Source organism: Necropsobacter massiliensis (assembly GCF_000827595.2).
GTDB lineage: Bacteria > Pseudomonadota > Gammaproteobacteria > Enterobacterales > Pasteurellaceae > Necropsobacter > Necropsobacter massiliensis.
In genome coordinates this window covers 1-20,469 of sequence record NZ_LN776178.1, presented here as the reverse complement: position 1 = coordinate 20,469, position 20,469 = coordinate 1, and the positions used below count along the sequence as shown (strand labels likewise).

Sequence of the window (20,469 nt, the reverse complement as noted above, 5' to 3'; positions counted from 1 at the left end):
AATTCAATTTGATTTAGTTTTTATAAAACACTCTTTTTCTCGGTTTCTCCAAAGTAAATGTATTAACAACAGTATAAATAGTATAACAATCGGAATACATAAAATGTATAAAGGGTTTTCTGAATTAAAGAAAAAATATACATTTATAAGTAGGATAAAAGAGAAAAATCTTGATATTGAAGACAATGTGCTTAAACAGGTTGATATTTTATCTTTAATTTCGCCGTTAGACGAAACTAATTTATTATGCAATATAGTTGGGCTCATTGTTAATGTACCCATTGATAAAACATAAAATAAAACACCGCCTATAATACCTTCGTTATTTTTCATCAGAGCTAAAAGCAGAATAAATAATATAGATAGAACATAAAGATACTTTTGCATATTAAAATAATTATATTGTTTTAATCTTTTTATTTTTTCGTTTATTATAAATTGAGATAAGAATACGCCTACATAGCAATAAATTAAAATACTAGAAACATTTTCATATTTATAGCTCATAACAGGTTGCCAAAAATAGAAGAATACTTGCATTACCATAGTAATTAAGGAAGAGGTAATTACATAGAAAGGGAAATTGCTTATAGAACTTAATAATGAAAATGCGTTTTTAAAGGTCACAAATAAAGATTCCCCTTGTTTTTCATATTGTTGATTTCCATTCCTTTCCTTTACCAAAAGAAATATAAATATATTTCCTATCGTTAGAACTGCTGCTAACAAATACATTATCTTATAATTTTGGTATTCTCTATATATTATATAGCTTAATATTCCAGCCAAAAAACTTCCTAAAGACGATAACTTAGCGATTAAATGAATATAACCTGGATAGTCTCCATTATCATCTAAACTATGTAACAAAACGCCTTCTATTGCTCCAGATATAAAGCTGGATGCCATACCATATAAAAAATATGCAATACAAATATAAAAAATATTTTGAGGAAAAAGACATATCAAATAAAAGAATACAGTCGATATCATTCCTAGTAAAACCGACAGTTTTCTACTTTTCGTATCAGCGAAAATAGAGATGGGTATTTCAGATAATGCTATAGTTACGGTAAATACAGCACTAAACAAAGCCAAGTCATTAAAACTAAAACCTTGTTCCAATAAATATATCGCACTATAAACCCCTATAAGCATTCTACTCGAGGTATAAATAGAATAGCTTATAGATATTAATTTTGCATTATTTATTCCATTAAAATACATTTTATTTTTATCTCATCAGTCCAAATTCCAACTCGCTTATCTATAGATAAAGGAGTCGAATATTTACCTATATACTTAATAACATCACCGGCACAAAATGAAGCAGCTATAGAATTTACTGTTGGAAATGTCGCCACTTTAAAGTTTTGATTTATTTTATTGATTATCTCTGATTTATTTTCATCAGATGGATATTTATTTAGGTTATAATTATTCGATATTCCAGGTATATAAAATGGACCATATATAGATATATCATTCAAATAACAACCTCTAATATAAGCTTGCTTATTTTTACAACAGTATGAATGAAGCATCTTTCCAATAGATACAGGTTCATCAGCAGAAATAACCCAAACATCTGCTTTTGGTATTTTATTTAAATCTGATTCACTCTCTATTCTTAAATCTATAGCTGTTATCTTTATATTACTATTTCTTTTTGTTAGTTCTCTTTTTAAGATATGTGCTTTTTTATGCCCAATATCTTGTTCAGTAAATAATATTTATCGTGTTAAATTGCTTAATTCAACAATATCATTGTCGACAAGAAAAATTTCACCTATTCCAACTCCGGCAAGAATTGCAGAAACATGATTACCTATACCTCCGCAACCTAGAATAACAACTTTTGATTTTCCTAAACTAGATTGGACTATAGAAGGATCTGCTCCATAACTAATATAATGATTATTATTTCTAGAATATCTTGTCTCAAGATATTCAGTTTCTTTTATCAAAAAATTATTCTTTAAAAGAAAAGATATTATTTCATAAAAACGAACTTCATCCCCACGGAAAATAACTACTGCGTCTTGAATAGAAGTTCCTTTATAAAATATATCAATAACCTCAATAAGACTCTCCCATTCTTCCTTGCTTTCTATAAATTTTTGTTTAGACCCAAGACCAATAAATCCGCCTTGTTCACATGGATCCAAAATTAAAGATTTTGAAATAGAATAATTATTCATAGTCATCATCCATAGAAGAATAAGTAAGCGATATGATATGAAATAAAATCATACCACTTACTTAGTTAAGTAGTAAATTATAATGTGGTTTTAATTAAAACCGCCACCTATACCAACTGAACCACCCATAGCAATCTCCTTAATGTATTCCAGTGTAAAATAAATGATAAGCATTATACTTATCATCTATAATGATGATATTTATCAAAGAGCATTTCTGTGATTAATATCACATTATTAAAATATAGTTGAAACCAAAAGCCCTCTGTTCATTCAATAGAAATGGGTATAGCAAAATTCGCCGTTCAGAAAAAAGCTAATTGAATATCATTGTCTGACAAGCTAAATCTCACTTATACCGATAAATTGCCGAAGATGCTTAACCCATATACCGAGCGGGAGCATACCTCTTATCATCCGGCGGTCACGATCGACGTTTATCCAACGAGCCGAATCTACAGAATATTCCAATCTGTAACGAAGCCGCGTTGAAAAACAATCAAAAATCTCACCGCACTTTCCGAAAGAAAGTAGAGAATAGCGCTATTTTCCAGTATAATTGTTCGCATTTTATCTAAACTAATTTCATCTAAAGAGTCATTATGAGTTCAACATTTGATATTAAAACCTTTCAGGGCATGATTCTCGCCTTGCAGGAATACTGGGCGAATCAAGGCTGTACGGTGGTCCAGCCGTTTGATATGGAAGTGGGTGCTGGCACATCACATCCGATGACCGCTCTGCGCGCACTGGGACCGGAACCGATGGCGTTTGCTTATGTGCAGCCGTCGCGTCGCCCGACAGACGGTCGTTACGGCGAAAATCCGAATCGTCTGCAACATTATTATCAATTCCAAGTGGTGATCAAACCCTCGCCGGATAATATTCAGGAACTTTACTTAGACAGCTTGAAAATGCTCGGTTTTGATCCGACTCAAAACGATATTCGTTTTGTCGAAGACAACTGGGAAAACCCGACGCTGGGCGCCTGGGGACTGGGCTGGGAAGTGTGGCTAAACGGTATGGAAGTCACCCAATTCACCTATTTTCAACAAGTCGGCGGTCTGGAATGTAAACCCGTCACCGGCGAAATTACTTACGGCTTGGAACGTCTGGCGATGTATATTCAAGGCGTGGACAGCGTGTACGATTTGGTCTGGTCCGACGGTCCACTCGGCAAAACTACTTACGGTGATGTATTCCACCAAAATGAAGTGGAGCAATCTACCTATAACTTTGAATATGCCGATGTGGATTTTCTGTTCCAATGCTTTGAGCAGCACGAAAAAGAAGCGCAATTTTTGCTTAATCTGGAAAAACCGCTACCGCTGCCAGCGTACGAACGCATTTTGAAAGCCGCACACAGTTTTAACCTGCTGGATGCCCGTAAAGCGATTTCGGTGACTGAGCGCCAGCGCTATATTCTGCGTATCCGCGCCCTCACCAAAGGTGTGGCGGAAGCCTATTATGCCAGCCGTGAAGCCTTAGGTTTTCCGGGCTGTAAGAAATAATTTTGCAAAAATGTAAAAAATCGACCGCACTTTTTATGCACAGAAGGAGATGGTAATGAAACAACACAACTACCCTGCCGATATTTATACCGAAGCCGAAGCTGATGTTAATACTTTGGCAAATCTGGGACCGCTTGCGCCGTTGGCAGGTATTTGGGAAGGCAAGCGCGGGTTGGATACCAATCCGAAAGAAGACGGTGCGGAGAAAGATCCTTATATCGAACATTACGAATTACAACCGATTGATGCTCAAACCAACGGTCCACAACTGTTTTATGGCTTGCGTTATCACACGCATATCGTTGAACCCGACGGTGTGGAAACCTTTCATGATCAGGTGGGTTACTGGCTGTGGGAACCAGCTACCGGCAATATTTTGCTGTCGCTGAGCATTCCACGCGGACAAACGGTGATGGCGACCGGCAACGCCCCGGCGGACGCGAAAACCTTCACTCTGACGGCGGTACGCGGTTCATTAACTAACGGCATTATTTCTAATCCGTTTTTGGAACAATCTTTCAGAACGGAAAGCTATACTATTACGGTGAAAATCAATGACGACGGGACCTGGTCATACGAACAGGATACGGTAATGGTGATTCCAAATTATAAAGAACCGTTCCACCATATTGATCGCAACCGTTTGACTAAAATCGGCGAGCCAACACCGAACCCGACCGCTTTAGCCGCACAAAAAGGATAAAAAATGAATAAACCCGTGTTATATTTCGCGCCATGGTGCCCGGATACCGAGCCATTCGTCGCAAAACTGCAAGCGTTAAACGTCACATACCACGCCTGTGATATTGTGAACGAACGCGCCAATTTTAAAGCGTTCCTAAGATTGCGCGACACTCACCCGGCATTTGATAACGCCAAAGCCAACGGCTATATCGGTATCCCGGCGTTGGTGTTGGAGGGTGAAAAAGTCGTACTGGATATTGAGGAACTGACGGCGATTTTTGGGTGAATATAAATAATAACGTAATAGCGCTATTTTGTGTAAATGCAATAGGTTGAAAGAATAGAAGTTTATGCAACCTTACTTAAAATCCCTAAAACAGCTGTCTCAGAAATTACGTTCAAACCAAACGGACGCAGAACGGAAATTGTGGCAGCGAATAAACAGAGATCAGCTGTTAGGATTTCGGTTTAATCGACAGAAGCCGTTATTAAACTACATTGTAGATTTTTACTGCTTAAAAGCAAAATTAGTGATTGAGTTAAACGGCAGCCAGCATTACGAACCTGAACATCAGGAAAAAGACGCTTTGCGTGATGCACAATTAAATTCTCTTGGTTTCACTGATGCGTTTTAGTAATGATGAGGTATATTTTGAAATTGAAGCTGTAGTAGAACAAATTTATTTATTTTTGGAGAATGTGAAATGACAAATCTCCCTACCCCCTCTTTACTCAAGAGGGGAATGAGTTCATCTGTAACTTCAATTTCATTGTTCTTCTAAATGAAAAAGGAACACATAAAAGGTAATTAACTTAAAGCTCAATTGTTAAAGTAAAAACTAGTCTGGCTAATAATGATTTATTGTTCTCTTAAATAAAAGAGAGGTACAGAAAAGATTATAAATTTGAAATTCTTTTCACCTAAAGTAAAAATTAGTTTGATTGATAGTGATTTATGATTCGTTTGAGTGAGATATTATAGATGGAATAATATACTTAGCGATCTGATCCCCCTCTTTAGTAAAGAGGGGTTAGGGGAGATTTGACAAACCGAGCAAAACACAAACTTTACACTTAACGAAAATTTGCAACTTTTCAAATATAAAGAAATAATTCAAAGAGATAAACAATGACAACACAAAACTTCCTCGCCGAGATCGGCACTGAAGAACTGCCGCCGAAGGCACTGAAAAAATTAGCGACAGCCTTTGCAGAGAATGTAGAACAAGAGTTAAATCAGGCGGGTTTGGCTTTTGACCGCGTTGAATGGTTCGCTGCGCCGCGCCGTTTGGCGGTGAAAGTATTAGACTTAAGCACCAGCCAACCGAGCAAAGAAATTGAAAAACGCGGACCGGCGGTGTCTGCGGCGTTTGACGCGGCTGGCAATCCGACCAAAGCGGCGGAAGGCTGGGCGCGCGGCTGTGGGATCAGCGTGGCGCAGGCGGAACGTTTAAAAACTGAGAAAGGCGAATGGCTGGTACATCGCGCGGTAATTGAAGGTCAGCCGACCAAAAATTTATTGTGCGGTATGATCAGCAACGCCTTAGCGAAACTACCGATCCCGAAAACGATGCGTTGGGGTGATAAAACGGAACAATTTGTGCGCCCTGTCCATACTGTCACGTTATTGCTGGGTGATGAGCTAATCGAAGGCAATATTTTAGGTATTAAGAGCGACAACATTATTCGCGGTCACCGTTTTCTGGGTAAACGCGAATTTCGCATTACCCACGCCGATCAATATCCCGCGCTATTAAAAGAAAAAGGCTCGGTAATCGCCGATTTCAATGAGCGCAAAGCCTCAATTTTGGCAAAATCGCAGGAAAAAGCTACCGCACTTGGTGGCACGGCGGATATTGAAGAGGATTTATTGGATGAAGTCACCGCGTTAGTGGAATATCCAAACGTGCTGAGCGCAAAATTTGAAGAACGCTTTTTGGCAGTACCGGCGGAGGCGCTGGTTTATACCATGAAAGGCGATCAGAAATACTTTCCGATTTATGATAAAACAGGCAAACTCTTACCGCACTTTATTTTCGTATCGAACATCAACCCGCAGGATCCGAGCGCAATTATTGAGGGCAACGAAAAAGTGGTACGCCCGCGCTTAACTGACGCGGAATTTTTCTTCAAAACGGATTTAAAACAGCGTTTGGAAGATCAACTGCCGCGTCTAGAAACCGTATTGTTTCAGCAGCAACTCGGCACGCTGCGCGATAAAACCGACCGCCTTGAACAATTAAGCGGTATTATCGCCGCCCAAATCGGCGCCGATGTGAACAAAGCGACACGCGCCGGTTTATTGTCGAAATGCGATCTCATGACCAACATGGTGTTTGAATTTACTGACACGCAGGGCGTAATGGGAATGCACTATGCGCGCCATGACGGTGAAGACGAAGAAGTGGCGGTGGCGCTGAACGAACAATATATGCCGCGGTTTGCAGGCGACAATCTGCCAAACTCGCCGGTAGCATGTTCCGTCGCACTTGCCGATAAAATAGACACGCTGACTGGCATTTTCGGCATCGGTCAACAACCGAAAGGCAGCGCCGACCCATTTGCGCTGCGTCGTGCGGCATTGGGCGTATTGCGGATTATCGTGGAGAAAAAACTACCGTTAGATTTAGAAGATTTAGTCAAAAAATCCACCGCACTTTTCGCTAATAAATTAACCAATCCGAATGTTGTCGATGAAGTGGTTGATTTTATGCTCGGTCGCTTCCGCGCTTGGTATCAGGACCAAGGAATTGGCGTCGATGTGATTCAGGCGGTATCGGCACGGCGCCCGACAAAACCGGCGGATTTCGACGCCCGCGTTCGTGCAGTGGCGCACTTCCGTACCTTAGATTCAGCCGATGCGCTGGCAGCAGCGAATAAACGGGTCGGCAATATTCTGGCGAAAACGGACGGCCAAATCTCGGAAAAAATCGACCGCACTTTGTGCCTAGAACCGGCGGAAATGGTTCTTGCCGAACAGGTTGAGAACCTACAAAGAGAATTGCAACCGTTGTTTGCCGCAGGCGAATATCAAACCGCGCTAGATCGTCTAGCTGCCCTGCGTGAACCGGTGGATGATTTCTTCGATCACGTCATGGTCAACGCCGATGACATAAACCTACGCAATAACCGCTTGGCAATTTTAAACACTCTGCAAAACCTGTTCTTACAGGTAGCCGATATTTCACTGTTGCAATAATCGTGTAACAGCTGAACGAGTGCATTATTGCAAACAAAGCGTCGGCTAATATTCCGGCGCTTTTATTTTAATAATTTTCCGACTTTCTATCCACCCGGCTTATTCTTATAACCTCTTCCTTTTTATTTTCGTGAGTATGATCACAATTCTAAGATCAATCTGTTGAAACTGATCAAATATTGATCAACAATCCCAAACATAAGTTTTATCTATAAACTTATGTTTATTTGGAGAATTAATTATGACCGAAAATGAACGTGCTATTTTTGATCTAATCCGTCGAAATCCATTTATTTCACAGCAAGAAATTGCCGAACAAGTAAATTTATCCCGTCCGGCCGTAGCCAATATTATCTCGACCTTAGTAAAACATGGTGACTTGTTAGGCCGGGCTTATATCATCAATACCCGCAATCAAATCGTATGTATCGGTGCAGCTAATTTAGATAAAAAAATTAAAACTGATCACGAATTGTATGGCTATACGTCTAATCCGGTAAATTCCACTGTCTCTATCGGTGGCGTAGTACGTAATGTTGCGGAAAACTTAGGGCGGCTGGAAAAAGATGTAGTATTAATTTCGACGGTAGGCAACGATCCAGAATGGGGACGAATTAAAAATCTGTCTTCCCCTTTTATGGATACCGAAAGCGTCATCATAATTGAAGGACAGTCCACCGGCTGCTATACGGCATTATTAGATCGTGACGGCGAAATGTATCTCGGTTTGGCCGATATGTCTATTTATGATGCCTTTACGCCGGAATTATTGGTGAAGCAACAGCATATTTTACGCAATGCCGGCTGCATCGTAGTGGATCTTAACTGCCCGAAAGAAACGGTGGAATTTCTATGTGCTTACTCGCTAAAACAACAGATCAAGCTGGCTGTTATTGCAGTATCCGAACCCAAAATGGCGCATTTACCGCAGCAACTGTCTGCTGTAGATTGCCTGTTTATTAACAAAGGGGAACTCGGCGCTTTTGTGAACTCAGTTTTGAATAGTGAGAAAAAACTTGAGCAGGCAATAGATACCGTACTGGATTACGGAGTAAAACAGATTATTTTAACTGCCGGTTCAAAAGGTGTTTTAGCAGCTTCGCAAAAAACACGCAAATGGTATCCGGTAAAACAAGTCGCCGCAGAAAAAATCGTGGATGTCACCGGTGCCGGAGATGGATTCAGCGGTGCTTATATCGCAGCATGGCTGAACAATCACCCTATAGATGATTGCATTCTCGCCGGAATGACCAATGCCTACCATACTATTCAATCAGAATTTACCGTACGTCCTAATCTAACTAAACACCAACTAGAACTCGAAATGGAGAATTATTATGAATAAATATCTTGTGTTATCCGAAGAAGTCCAAGCCGGTATGGCAGAAGGTTTACCTATTGTCGCGCTGGAATCCACGATTATTTCCCATGGCATGCCCTATCCACAAAATGTGGCTATGGCGCGCGAAGTAGAACAAATTATTCGTGATAATGGTGCTGTGCCTGCAACTATCGCTATTGTGGGGGGAAAAATTAAAATCGGACTATCTGATGAGGAACTAGAAATGTTTGGCAGTAGCAAAGGTATAGCCAAAGTATCACGTCGCGATTTAGCCGATGTTGTAGCATCCCAAAAACTAGGCGCAACCACTGTTGCCACAACAATGATTGCAGCTCAGTTAGCTGGCATTAAATTTTTTGTCACTGGCGGTTTAGGTGGTGTACACCGCGGCTGGGAAAATAATCTGGATATTTCTGCGGATCTGGATGAATTGGCACAAACTGATGTCGCTGTTATTTGCGCCGGTGCCAAGTCTATCTTAGATTTACCGGCGACGTTGGAATATTTGGAGACCAAAGGCGTGCCTGTTATCGGTTATCAGACGCAAAACTTACCAGCATTCTTTACTCGTGACAGTGGCCTACCATTAGCCCTTTCCTCTGATAATCTGTCACATATTGCCACGATGATAAAAATCAAATGGGAGCTGGGGTTAAACGGTGGCATCGTGGTTGCCAATCCGATTCCAGAGCAAGATGCGTTAAACCCTGATTACATTAATGGCATTATTGAAAGTGCGGTCAAAGAAGCGGAAGAAAAAGGCATTAAAGGCAAGGATATTACTCCATTTCTACTCGGCAAAATCGTTGAAATGACCGGTGGTAAAAGCCTAGAAGCCAACATTAAACTGGTGAAAAACAATGCCAAAATCGGGGCAATCTTGGCGGTGCAATATTTCAATCAACAATAACCGGAATTGGCAGTGAGCATTCACTGCCGGTTTTTTATCGAATTTATTTTAAGGAGGCACAACATGAGCATTTTAAACAGCCTGTTCGGTATTTTTATTTTGTTATTGATCGCCTTTTTACTCTCCAGCAACAAAAAAGCCATTAATTTACGTACCGTATTCGGTGCTTTTGCCTTGCAAATCGGTATTGGCGCCTTGATTTTGTATGTACCTTGGGGACGCGCAATTTTAATGGGCGTCTCTGACGGCGTAGGAAAAATCATCAGTTTTGGCGGCGAAGGGATAAAATTCTTATTTGGTGGCTTAGTCAGTCAACGAATGGCGGATATTCTCGGAAACGATAGCTTTGTATTTGCATTGTATGTGTTACCGTCCATTATTTTTTTCTCAGCCTTGATCTCACTATTATATTATTTAGGTGTGATGCAATTTGTTATTAAAATTTTAGGTGGTGCATTACAGAAACTGTTGAAAACATCCAAAACAGAATCCACCTCCGCCGCGGCAAATATTTTCGTTGGACAAACAGAAGCACCGTTATTAGTCAAACCCTATATTAAAAACATGACAAAATCCGAATTATTTGCGGTAATGACCGGAGGTTTAGCCTCTGTGGCCGGTGCCAATTTAGCCGGATATGTTGGCTTAGGTATTCCATTGCCTTATTTGATCGCCGCTTCGTTTATGGCGGCGCCCGGTGGATTATTATTCGCCAAAATCATATTGCCGCAAACTGAAACGCCACAGGAAAAAATATCAGATAATTACATGGAAGAAAAACCTGCTAATATTATTGATGCCGCCGCTGGCGGTGCTATTTCGGGTGTACAACTAGCCATTAATATCGGCGCCATGCTGATCGCATTTATCGCATTAATTGCCATGCTAAACTGGATTATCGGGGCTGTCGCAGGATCGGTGGGATTCGAGAATATCACCTTACAATCTATTTTAGGTTATATTTTTCAGCCGATAGCATGGGCAATCGGCGTACCTTGGGAAGAAGCACATTTATCCGGTTCAATGATCGGACAAAAATTAGTGCTGAACGAATTTGTGGCTTATATTGATTTTGTCCAATATTTAAATCCAACCTCTGCAATACAACTGCAAGCGAAAACTATCGCGATCGTAACCTTTGCTTTATGCGGTTTCGCTAATTTCGGCTCAATTGCTATTTTAATCGGAGGCTTAGGCAGTATGGCACCAAACCGTCGCAGCGATATTGCCAAGTTAGGTTTAAAAGCAGTCATCGCCGGTTCACTATCAAACCTCATGAGCGGTGCTATTGCCGGTTTATTTATTGGTATCGGCGGACAAATCATTTAATCAAAAAAAGTACGATGGAAAATGATCTGCCCTGCCAAAGTTAGATAACATTTCCACCGCACTTTTTTACTCATCCGCTCTTAGCCGGTGTAAAAAGGCTTTGGTGCGTTCGTGTTGGGGATTGGCGAATAATGCCTGCGGCGAGCCTTGTTCGACAATTACGCCGCCGTCCATCACCACCACTAAATCCGCCACTTCTAGGGCAAATTTAATTTCATGGGTCACCACTAACATAGTCCAGCCCTCATTGGCTAATTCCTTCATGGTGTTCAGCACATCCTGCACCAATTCCGGATCTAGCGCTGAAGTCGGTTCGTCAAACAACATTAATTCGGGCTGAATTGCCAGTGCGCGGGCAATACCGACGCGCTGTTGCTGTCCGCCGGAAAGCTGATAGGGATACAAATTGATTTTGTCCGATAAGCCCACTTTGCACAGCAATTGCTCAGCTTCCGTGCGCACTGTCGCAACATCGCGTTTCTGTACCTGAACCGGGCCTTCCATGACATTTTCCAACGCGGTTTTATGTGGAAACAGATTATATTGCTGAAAGACCATGCCCGAACGGCGACGCAGCGCTAAAATATCTTTACGCACGGATTTTGAGGCGAAATCAATTTTAAACGGTTGTGCGGTCTGAAACTCGATGGTTCCCTGTTCCGGCAATTCCAGCGCATTAAGGCAGCGCAGAAAGGTGGTTTTGCCCGAACCGGAAGGCCCGAGAATCACTACCACTTCACCTTTTTCAATATCCAGATCTACGCCACGCAACACCGGAGTGTGCTCAAAACGTTTATGAATATTACGGATCTTAATCATTATAGCCTTCCTCTTAGCGCGCCACGTAACGGTTCAGATGTTTTTCCACCCGTGCCTGAATCACAAACAAGACAAAGCAAAAACACCAATAAATCAACCCGGCTTCAATATACACCGGCAGAAAATCATAAGAGGAATTGGCGATTTGCTGCGCTACGCGAAACATTTCCGTCACGGTAACAACAGAGGCCAGCGAAGTATCTTTAAATAAGCCGATAAAACTGTTACTGAGCGGCGGAACCGCCACCCGAAACGCCTGCGGCGCAATAATACGGCGAAAGGTTTGCATATAATTCATGCCGATAGTAAAACCGGCTTCCCACTGTCCTTTCGGCACCGATTGGATCGCCGCCCGCACGGTTTCCGAGCCGTACGCGCCGACATTCAGAGAAAAACCGATAATTGCAGCGGGGATCGGATCAATAAACACGCCGATTGCCGGCAAACCATAAAAGACCACGGAAATCTGCACCAGCATCGGCGTGCCGCGGATAATGGAAATATAAATGTTGGCAATAGCGAGTAAAGTGCGGTGAAAAATACCGTTTGCCGGTGTCACCCGCAGCAACGCCACCGCAACGGCAATTATCATACCGAAGAAAAAAGACACTACCGCAAGCGGTATCGATACCAACACCGCCGCACTCAACATAGGAAAAAAGCCGTTTATCACCAAATCCGCACGGGCTTCGGTCATAAACGGCAAGGCAGTCAATATACTATTTAACACTGATATCCTTACCGAAGAATTGTTCGCCCAGGCGTTTTAAGGTGCCGTCCTGACGCAGCTGTTCAAGCGCCGCGTTGATTTTTTCCAGCGCGTCCTGATTACCTTTATTCGCAATTAAGCCTGCGCCGACTTTATCTTCGGATTCCCAAAACGGTTTCAGACCGGAATTCGGATTCTTTTTCAAATAATCCAATAATGCGAGCGAATCATTGAAAGTGACATCGGCACGGTTCTGTTGAATCAGCAGCAACCCTTGCGCCATACCGTCAATCGGTATGATTTTCGCACCGTATTTCACCGCCAATTCGCCATAATTGGAACTAAGCGTCTGTGCCGCTCTCAGATTTTTCACATCTTCGACTTGATGCAAACGGCTTTCATCGCTGCGCGCAAGCAACATTGCGCCCGACCAACTGTAAGGTTCGGATTTATCAAAAGTCGCCTGACGTTCCGGTGTGGTCAAGCCCACCTGATTGGCGACCAAATCAAAGCGACCGCCCTTTAAGCCTGCCAACATGGCATCCCATTGGGTTTCTTTAAATTCTACACGCACGCCTAATTTGTCTGCGATCGCGCGGGTCACTTCCACATCATAGCCGGTTAATTTACCGCTGGCGTCATGATAGGTGAAAGGTGCGTAAGTCCCTTCGGTGCCAACGGTTATCGTTCCTTTCTGATTAATACGCTCGAATAAACTATCGCCGGCAGCCTGAGTAACAGTCGAAACGGCGAAAACCGAGAGAGCTAAAACAGCTAATTTCTTCAACATAATTTTTCCTTAAAAACAAATAAAAAAGGGATGTACCCGTAAAAGATGCGGGAAATTGTAAAAGAAAAAATATTTTTTACCAATAACTTTCCGTAATATGTTATGAAAAGTAACGCTATTCAACCGGTTAAAATCTGTGCCAGCGGAATATCCCAGCTTTCCGTCGGCAGCGCTTCAACCTGTTGACAGCGATGTGCCAGCCCAACGGGAATAAAGCGTTTTTGCTGCCAATGCTGCAACGTGCGATCATAAAACCCGCCGCCCATGCCCAGCCGATTGCCGGCCTTATCAAAAGCGACCAGCGGAGTAAAAATAATATCCAGTTGATTGCTCGGCAACACATCCAGCACATTTAAGTGCGGTTCAATAATACCGAATTTATTGCGTGTCATGACACTTTCCCGCCGATAACGCAGAAACAGCAAATGCCCGCGGCAAAACGGATGCAGCACCGGCAAATACACTTGCATATGTTGCGCCCATAATTGCCGAATCAATAACGCGGTTGAGATCTCGCCGTCAAATGATAGATACAGCGCCACATGGCGCGCCTGCCGCTGTTTGATTAAGGCTAATGCCTGCTCGGTAACGCGTTGTTCCGCTTGTGTCTGCTCAAGTGCGGTCAATTTATTACGCGTTTCACGCATTTGTTCGCGAATTTGACGGCGCTGCTGCAAAATAGACTGAAATGAATACATGATTATCCGGGGATAGCAAAGAAGGGACCCGAGATGCCGCTGTGAATGGTCGGTCCTTGAACCCTACGGTTCAAGGGAATCAGTTGTAATCGTTTTCAGGCTTCTTACATCAGGACCGAAGGTCAAGTTAAGCATGCACACCAACAATAGGAAACCGATTCATAAAGTTTAAAGTATCGGCTCAGGGACGTAATCCACTGGCGAACACCTCAGGTAAACTTTGAAATAATACTAACTTAATTTGCACTGATTGACCAGACTAATTTTGAAATTCTGACGCTAAATCATCATTATTTATTCAAAAATTCGCTTTCTGCGCCAAAATATTTTCTAACGAACTGTCCAATTGCTGAATCCGTGTCGCGACAACATTTTCGATTAATTGCGCTTTTTGCTGTTCCTGAATTAATTCGTAACTGAGATTCAACGCCACAATCGACAACACTTTTTCCACCTGCAAAATGCCGGTACGCTCTTTCATCTCCGACACCCGCTGATCCAGCGCTCTGGCGGCCTGCCGCAGTGCCTCGTGCTGTTCTTCCGGACAATTGAGGCGCAACACCTGCCCCAATACGGGCAATTCTATACTTTTAGACGACATAAGCTCCCCTATTCGGTCTGTTTTCTCCGCCGGCTATTATGCCATAGCAAACATTTTTCGTCATAAAAAATCAAACTGATCGGTGGTTGCATAACCGGAACGGTGTTAAACTATTGATATCGTTACATAGGAAAAATAACATGACAGAACAGCGCCTTTCTTACACAGAATTACAACAAAAATTAACCCATTCGGGCATTGACCTTTCTTGTGCGGAACTGCACGGTTTTTTAAGCGGGCTCATCTGCGGCGGCGTTAATGATCAACGCTGGCAGCCGCTGCTGTATCAATTTACCAACGATAATCACGCCTACCCAAGCGCACTACTGCCGGAGATCGGCACTCTGTATCGGCACATCGGGCAAATGCTGGCGGACATTGACGGCTTTAATTTCGAGCTGTGGTTGCCGGAAGATGAAGACGTCTTTTTGCGCGCCGACGCCTTATCGGAATGGAGCAATAATTTTTTACTTGGCTTGGGGCTTAATCAGCCTAATCTGGACAAAGAAAAAGGCGAAATCGGCGAAGCGCTGGACGATTTACAGGATATCGCTCAGTTGGGCTATGACGAAAACGACAATCCGGAAGAATTAGCCGATGCGTTGGAAGAAATCATTGAATATGTGAGAACGGTGGCGGCGCTGCTTTACACCTATTTTTGTCCGCCGCAAAGCGCCACTAAGCCGCTGCTGCATTAATCTTCGGAGTACGGCTATGGATCTCGCATACGCAGCGCACATCCCAATTACGGAGTTTCAGCAACGACGCGAAAAATGTTTCACTCAAATGGAAAATAATGCGGTCGCCGTGATTTTTTCCGCCAAAGAACAGGTACGCAACAAAGATTGCTGTTATCCCTTCCGGCAGGACAGCTATTTCTGGTATCTGACCGGTTTCAACGAACCCGACGCTATTCTGCTGTTGTTAAAAAGCAACCATCAAACACGCAGCATAGTTTTCTTACGTCCGGCGGATCCCTTACAGGAAATCTGGCACGGTCGCCGTCTGGGCGTCGAAAAAGCGCCGTCCGCACTTGGTCTTGACGCCGCCTATGCAATAGACCAATTTGCAACGCGGTTTACCGAATTAACCCAAAATATCACCGCACTTTATCACCAAGCAGAGCAGCAAGTTTGGGGCGATCAACTGCTGGCGCCAATACTGGCGCAAAGTGCGGTGCGTTTTTCGCAAGTTTTATCCTGGTCGCCGATACTGGACGAACTGCGCCTGTTTAAATCTTACAGCGAAACGGCATTAATGCAGCAGGCGGGACAAATTTCCGCCCTCGCTCACATCCGCGCCATGCAACAAACCCGCCCTAATCGCCTGGAATATGAAATTGAAAGCGAAATCCTGCACGAATTTGCCCGTTTTGGCGCCCGTTATCCGGCTTACAGTAGCATTGTCGCTGGCGGTTCGAACGCCTGTACTCTGCATTACACGGAAAATGATCAGCCACTGCAAGACGGCGAGCTGGTGCTAATCGACGCCGGCTGCGAATTTGCCATGTACGCCGGTGACATTACCCGTACATTTCCAGTAAACGGCGTGTTCAATCCGCCCCAACGCGCGATTTATCAACTGGTACTGAATGCCCAAAAACGCGCCATCGAACTACTGGTGGCGGGCAATACTATTCAGCAGGCTAATGATGAAGTGATCAAAATCAAAGTGCGTGGTTTGATTGAGTTGGGCATTTTACACGGCGATGAAAACCAGCTGATTGAAAATCAAGCTTACCGCCGTTTTTATATGCACGGTTTAGGTCACTGGCTCGGTTTGGATGTGCATGACGTGGGCTGCTATCACAAGAATCAAGGCAATGACCATAGCAATAACACACAACGTGATCGCCCGCTGCAAATCGGTATGGTGTTGACCGTCGAACCAGGGCTATACATTCCTGATGATGCCGATATACCGGCGCAATACCGCGGCATCGGTGTGCGCATTGAGGATAATATTCTGATCACCGAATACGGTAATAAAATCCTTACCGGCGCAGCACCGAAGGAAATTGACGATATTGAACGCCTTATGGCAGGTTCAATCTAAAGTGGGTGGAAATCATTCCGTCCTAGATTAAATTAAAATAAGGGCAATATATTATGGATTTTTGGCACGGATTTTTTATTATTACTGGTATTCATATCTTGGCCGCCATTTCTCCCGGCCCGGACTTTATTTTTGTGTCACAGCAGACGCTCAGCCCCGGACGTAAAGCCGGCATGCTCTGTGCGCTCGGCGTCAGTTTAGGGTTCAGTGTGCATATTTTGTATTCCATTCTCGGTCTGGCGGCAATTATTGCGTCTGCAGCTTGGTTATTGACCATTATTAAAATCGTTGGCGGTGCATATTTAATTTATCTCGGCATTCAAGGGTTGCGCGCCAAGGCTAATAATGAGGTAATCGAAATTCAAAAACTACACCTCGCCACTCAAAGCAGTGCAAAAACCTTATGGAAAGGGTTTTTATGCAATGTACTGAATCCGAAAGCACCGGTATATTTGGTTTCCGTTTTCACCGTGGTGCTGTCGCCCACAATGCCCTTATGGCAGCTGAGTATTTACGGTGCTTGGATGATGTTCCTGCTGTTCGCTTGGTTTGCTACGGTCGCGTTTTTACTGTCGATTCCATCTGTCAATCACCGTTTTCAGAAAGCTGGACATTGGATCGACCGCGTTCTCGGCGCAGTTTTGGTTGGGCTAGGCATTAAAGTCGTCTCGGCTTAAACATGGTTTATAGTTAACCGGGGCCAATCGCGTTTACAAACACTTAGGGATAGTTCGATGCATTACGATCTTATTATTATGGGCGGCGCAATGACCGGCTCGACCCTTGCGCTGGCATTAAGTGCCCGGACTCAAGGTCGAATCAAGATCGCAGTGCTGGAAAAACAACCTCCACATCAACATCGACACGGCGGTTTTGATGCGCGCAGCATCGCGTTATCGCACGGCAGCTGCCATCATTTTGAGGCGATCTCGCTGCCCGACGGGCAAAATCTCTGGCAGCAACTTCAGCCGTTTGCAACACCGATCGAGCAAATCCATGTCTCTGATAAAGGACACAGCGGTATTGTCGAATTTAATGCCGATGAATTCGGCGTATCACAACTTGGTGCGGTGGTCGAACTTAGTCGGACCGGCGAGGTGCTGCTCAATGCCATGGCGCAATATTCAAATATAACCTATCTTGCGCCGGTAGAAATCAAGCATATCGCGCGTTCACAAAGTGCGGTCGAAATTTCACTCAAAAATGACCGCACTTTAACCGCACCGTTACTGGTCGGCGCTGACGGCACGCAATCAAGCGCGGCAAGTGCGGCGGGAATTTCCATTGAACTGATTCATGCCTACGCACAAACGGCGATCATCAGCAATATTCAGGTGCAGCAAGCGCATAATCAGCGGGCGTTTGAACGCTTTACCGCCGAAGGGCCGATTGCGTTATTACCAATGCGGGACAATCTCATGTCGCTGGTCTGGTGCGTGAAAAACCCACAGCCGTTATTAACTCTCAACGAGCAGGATTTCCTGACCGCATTGCAAAAACGGTTCGGCTGGCGACTAGGCAAATTACAGCGATGCGGACAGCGCTTGGCTTATCCGCTCAACCTCTATCGGGCAAGTCGGCATATTCAATCCCGCATCGCATTAATCGGTAATGCCGCACAAACACTACACCCTATCGCCGGACAAGGGTTCAATCTGGGAATTCGCGATGTCATGTGTCTGGCAGAAACGCTTGCACAACAATTTTTGCACGGACAGGACATTGGCGAATATCACAGCTTACAACATTATCAGCAGCGCCGTGGTGCGGATCAACAGCATATTATGCGCCTGACCGACGGTTTATTATCCGTGTTTGCAAATGATTTATTACCGTTTCAAATCGGTCGGAATCTGGGATTAATGGCATTATCGCAGTCTGCCATATTAAGACGGCGTTTCGCCAAATCGGCATTGGGATGGGTTTCAGCATAAAGGTGGCAAATAATGAAAAACTTTGAGCTCGCCATTATCGGCGGCGGTATGGTCGGTCTGGCACTGGCGGCAAGTCTGGAAAAAAGCAAAATCAATATTGCCGTGATTGAAGGCTATCCGCCTCAAACACCAATCAAACAGATGACACACCGGGTCAGTGCATTAAATTTAGCAAGTCAAACACTACTGCACGAACTGGGCGTATGGCAACAATTACGGCAATTGCGTGTCACAAGCTATGACCGTATGGAGGTGCGCGAAAAAGACAGCTTTGCCAATATCCGCTTTGATACGCAAGGATTAGGTGTTCCTCATCTCGGTCATATTGTTGAAAACCATCTGATTCGAGATGTGTTGTGGCAGAAAGTACAGAAGCAAAAAAATGCCGAAATTATCACCGCACTTCCACAAACCCTAGGAATCGCCGAAACCAGTGCGATACTGACGCTAAATAACGGGCAAATATTATCGGCAAAACTGGCGGTAGGGGCGGACGGCGCGAATTCTTGGCTCAGGCAACAAGCGGATATTCCGTTGATTTTCCGTGATTACGGACATCATGCATTGGTATGCAACGTTGAAACAACTGAACCGCATAATCATTGTGCGCGCCAGATGTTTGCCGCCGACAGCATTCTAGCATTCCTACCGCTGCATCAGCAAAATCTTTGTTCAATCGTATGGTCATTACCGCCAGAACGGGCACAAGAGCTGGTAAATTGCGACGAGGACGAATTCAATCAATGCGTAACCGTCGCCTTTGACAACCAACTCGGTCTGTGCCGCGTACAGTCAGAACGTCAAGCAATCCCGTTAACCGCCCGTTATGCGCGCGATTTTGCGAAAAATCGGATCGCGCTACTCGGCGATGCCGCACATACCATTCATCCGCTTGCCGGACTCGGGGTTAATCTCGGTTTTCAGGATGCACTTGCCCTTGCACAAGAAATTAATAAAAACTTGGAACTTGGCGTGAATATCGGCGAATATCGCCATTTGCGTCATTATGAACGCTGGCGAAAAACCGAAGCGGTAAAAATGCTGCTCGCCATGCAAGGGCTAAAAGACTTATTTACCGGCGACAATCCGCTGAAAAAACTTATTCGCGGCATCGGATTAACCACAACCAACCGCCTTGAATTCATCAAAGAACAGCTAATTAAACAAGGATTAGGCCTCTAACCCGTATTCTCGAGCAATCAAACGCACCGCACAACAAACAGTCGGTACGTTTCTAAAAGAAATAAACGACATGCTTGAACATATTTTTATACTAAAAATAAATAGAAAATACTAAGATGAGGATTAAATGGCAGGGGCGGAGAGGCTCGAACTCCCAACACCCGGTTTTGGAGACCGGTGCTCTACCAATTGAACTACGCCCCTAGAGAATCTACATAGAGTAGAACGGAATAAATTGGCGGAATGGACGGGACTCGAACCCGCGACCCCCTGCGTGACAGGCAGGTATTCTAACCAGCTGAACTACCACTCCGCTAAAAATGGTATTTGGCAGTGCCCTACTCTCACATGGGGAAGCCCCACACTACCATCGGCGTTACAGCGTTTCACTTCTAAGTTCGGCATGGGATTAGGTGGACCCACTGCACTATCGCTGCCAAAAAATTTATTTTGTTAGCCTGCTTGATAAAACAGACTAATAAAATAATTAAAACCCGGCGGTGTC

At 43.8% G+C, this 20,469-nt stretch carries 18 protein-coding genes, 2 tRNA genes, 1 rRNA gene, 1 other RNA gene and 2 pseudogenes; 13 read left to right on the top strand and 11 right to left on the bottom strand.

Annotated features, from left to right (window positions below):
• Positions 1 to 3: 3 nt before the first annotated feature.
• Both BN3349_RS00120 and BN3349_RS12190 read right to left on the bottom strand, forming a co-directional pair.
• A complete protein-coding gene (locus BN3349_RS00120; protein ID WP_040975309.1) occupies positions 4 to 1,227 on the bottom strand; it encodes an MFS transporter in 1,224 nt (407 codons plus the stop codon).
• Positions 1,209 to 2,201 (bottom strand): annotated as a pseudogene (locus BN3349_RS12190) (HesA/MoeB/ThiF family protein). Before BN3349_RS12190 ends, BN3349_RS00120 begins: the two are co-directional and overlap by 19 nt.
• Before the next feature lie 602 nt (positions 2,202 to 2,803).
• On the opposite strand from BN3349_RS12190, the gene glyQ reads away from it, so the two are divergent.
• The 8 genes and pseudogenes from glyQ to BN3349_RS00075 all read left to right on the top strand — a co-directional run bounded on the left by glyQ (position 2,804) and on the right by BN3349_RS00075 (position 11,176).
• The gene (gene glyQ / locus BN3349_RS00110; RefSeq protein WP_032109144.1) at positions 2,804 to 3,712 is read left to right on the top strand and encodes a glycine--tRNA ligase subunit alpha; all 909 of its coding nucleotides are present in this window, start codon (positions 2,804 to 2,806) and stop codon (positions 3,710 to 3,712) included.
• A gap of 55 nt (positions 3,713 to 3,767) precedes the next feature.
• A complete protein-coding gene (locus BN3349_RS00105; RefSeq protein WP_040975308.1) occupies positions 3,768 to 4,415 on the top strand; it encodes an FABP family protein in 648 nt (215 codons plus the stop codon).
• Between the two features lie 3 nt (positions 4,416 to 4,418).
• Positions 4,419 to 4,682 carry a hypothetical protein gene (locus BN3349_RS00100; RefSeq protein WP_040975307.1) on the top strand — a complete coding sequence of 88 codons (264 nt, stop codon included), beginning with the start codon at positions 4,419 to 4,421 and terminating at the stop codon, positions 4,680 to 4,682.
• A gap of 64 nt (positions 4,683 to 4,746) precedes the next feature.
• Positions 4,747 to 5,104 (top strand): annotated as a pseudogene (locus BN3349_RS00095) (endonuclease domain-containing protein).
• A gap of 421 nt (positions 5,105 to 5,525) precedes the next feature.
• Positions 5,526 to 7,595 carry a glycine--tRNA ligase subunit beta gene (gene glyS / locus BN3349_RS00090; protein WP_040975306.1) on the top strand — a complete coding sequence of 690 codons (2,070 nt, stop codon included), beginning with the start codon at positions 5,526 to 5,528 and terminating at the stop codon, positions 7,593 to 7,595.
• Between the two features lie 241 nt (positions 7,596 to 7,836).
• A complete protein-coding gene (locus BN3349_RS00085) occupies positions 7,837 to 8,940 on the top strand; it encodes a carbohydrate kinase (RefSeq protein ID WP_040975305.1) in 1,104 nt (367 codons plus the stop codon).
• Positions 8,933 to 9,847 carry a pseudouridine-5'-phosphate glycosidase gene (locus tag BN3349_RS00080; RefSeq protein WP_040975304.1) on the top strand — a complete coding sequence of 305 codons (915 nt, stop codon included), beginning with the start codon at positions 8,933 to 8,935 and terminating at the stop codon, positions 9,845 to 9,847. The genes BN3349_RS00085 and BN3349_RS00080 overlap by 8 nt, the downstream gene beginning before the upstream one ends.
• Before the next feature lie 63 nt (positions 9,848 to 9,910).
• On the top strand, positions 9,911 to 11,176 hold the full coding sequence (locus BN3349_RS00075; RefSeq protein WP_040975303.1) for a NupC/NupG family nucleoside CNT transporter: 1,266 nt from the start codon (positions 9,911 to 9,913) through the stop codon (positions 11,174 to 11,176).
• Positions 11,177 to 11,242: 66 nt separating this feature from the next.
• Here BN3349_RS00075 and BN3349_RS00070 read toward each other — a convergent pair whose 3' ends face one another.
• The 6 genes from BN3349_RS00070 to BN3349_RS00045 all read right to left on the bottom strand — a co-directional run bounded on the left by BN3349_RS00070 (position 11,243) and on the right by BN3349_RS00045 (position 14,793).
• The gene (locus BN3349_RS00070; protein ID WP_040975302.1) at positions 11,243 to 11,995 is read right to left on the bottom strand and encodes an amino acid ABC transporter ATP-binding protein; all 753 of its coding nucleotides are present in this window, start codon (positions 11,993 to 11,995) and stop codon (positions 11,243 to 11,245) included.
• A gap of 13 nt (positions 11,996 to 12,008) precedes the next feature.
• Positions 12,009 to 12,692, bottom strand: a complete 684-nt coding sequence (locus BN3349_RS00065) for an amino acid ABC transporter permease (RefSeq protein WP_370738127.1) — start codon at positions 12,690 to 12,692, stop codon at positions 12,009 to 12,011.
• A 22-nt stretch (positions 12,693 to 12,714) separates the two neighbouring features.
• Positions 12,715 to 13,494: an amino acid ABC transporter substrate-binding protein gene (locus BN3349_RS00060; protein WP_040975300.1), complete on the bottom strand. Its 780-nt coding sequence runs from the start codon at positions 13,492 to 13,494 to the stop codon at positions 12,715 to 12,717.
• A gap of 119 nt (positions 13,495 to 13,613) precedes the next feature.
• Positions 13,614 to 14,192 (bottom strand): 5-formyltetrahydrofolate cyclo-ligase, encoded by a 579-nt coding sequence (locus BN3349_RS00055; RefSeq protein ID WP_040975299.1) that lies wholly within the window; start codon positions 14,190 to 14,192, stop codon positions 13,614 to 13,616.
• A gap of 21 nt (positions 14,193 to 14,213) precedes the next feature.
• Positions 14,214 to 14,411: non-coding RNA, 6S RNA (ssrS, locus tag BN3349_RS00050), on the bottom strand.
• A gap of 79 nt (positions 14,412 to 14,490) precedes the next feature.
• Positions 14,491 to 14,793: a cell division protein ZapA gene (locus tag BN3349_RS00045; protein ID WP_040975298.1), complete on the bottom strand. Its 303-nt coding sequence runs from the start codon at positions 14,791 to 14,793 to the stop codon at positions 14,491 to 14,493.
• Positions 14,794 to 14,933: 140 nt separating this feature from the next.
• Between BN3349_RS00045 and BN3349_RS00040 the strand changes: the two genes are divergently transcribed.
• The 5 genes from BN3349_RS00040 to BN3349_RS00020 are packed head-to-tail and all read left to right on the top strand — an operon-like array spanning position 14,934 to position 19,964.
• A complete protein-coding gene (locus BN3349_RS00040; RefSeq protein ID WP_040975297.1) occupies positions 14,934 to 15,491 on the top strand; it encodes a YecA/YgfB family protein in 558 nt (185 codons plus the stop codon).
• 16 nt (positions 15,492 to 15,507) lie between these two features.
• Complete coding sequence (gene pepP / locus BN3349_RS00035) at positions 15,508 to 16,848, top strand: Xaa-Pro aminopeptidase (protein WP_040975296.1); 1,341 nt, start codon at positions 15,508 to 15,510, stop codon at positions 16,846 to 16,848.
• Between the two features lie 53 nt (positions 16,849 to 16,901).
• On the top strand, positions 16,902 to 17,525 hold the full coding sequence (locus BN3349_RS00030) for a LysE family transporter (protein WP_040975295.1): 624 nt from the start codon (positions 16,902 to 16,904) through the stop codon (positions 17,523 to 17,525).
• Positions 17,526 to 17,582: 57 nt separating this feature from the next.
• A complete protein-coding gene (gene ubiH, locus BN3349_RS00025) occupies positions 17,583 to 18,782 on the top strand; it encodes a 2-octaprenyl-6-methoxyphenyl hydroxylase (protein WP_040975294.1) in 1,200 nt (399 codons plus the stop codon).
• 12 nt (positions 18,783 to 18,794) lie between these two features.
• The gene (locus BN3349_RS00020; RefSeq protein WP_040975293.1) at positions 18,795 to 19,964 is read left to right on the top strand and encodes an FAD-dependent monooxygenase; all 1,170 of its coding nucleotides are present in this window, start codon (positions 18,795 to 18,797) and stop codon (positions 19,962 to 19,964) included.
• A 128-nt stretch (positions 19,965 to 20,092) separates the two neighbouring features.
• On the opposite strand, the gene BN3349_RS00015 is transcribed toward BN3349_RS00020, so the two are convergent.
• From BN3349_RS00015 to rrf, 3 genes are all read right to left on the bottom strand, one after another.
• Positions 20,093 to 20,168 (bottom strand) — tRNA-Trp (locus tag BN3349_RS00015).
• A gap of 32 nt (positions 20,169 to 20,200) precedes the next feature.
• Positions 20,201 to 20,277, bottom strand: a tRNA-Asp gene (locus tag BN3349_RS00010).
• Between the two features lie 12 nt (positions 20,278 to 20,289).
• Positions 20,290 to 20,405: ribosomal RNA gene (rrf, locus tag BN3349_RS00005) — 5S ribosomal RNA — on the bottom strand.
• Between the last annotated feature and the right edge of the window lie 64 nt (positions 20,406 to 20,469).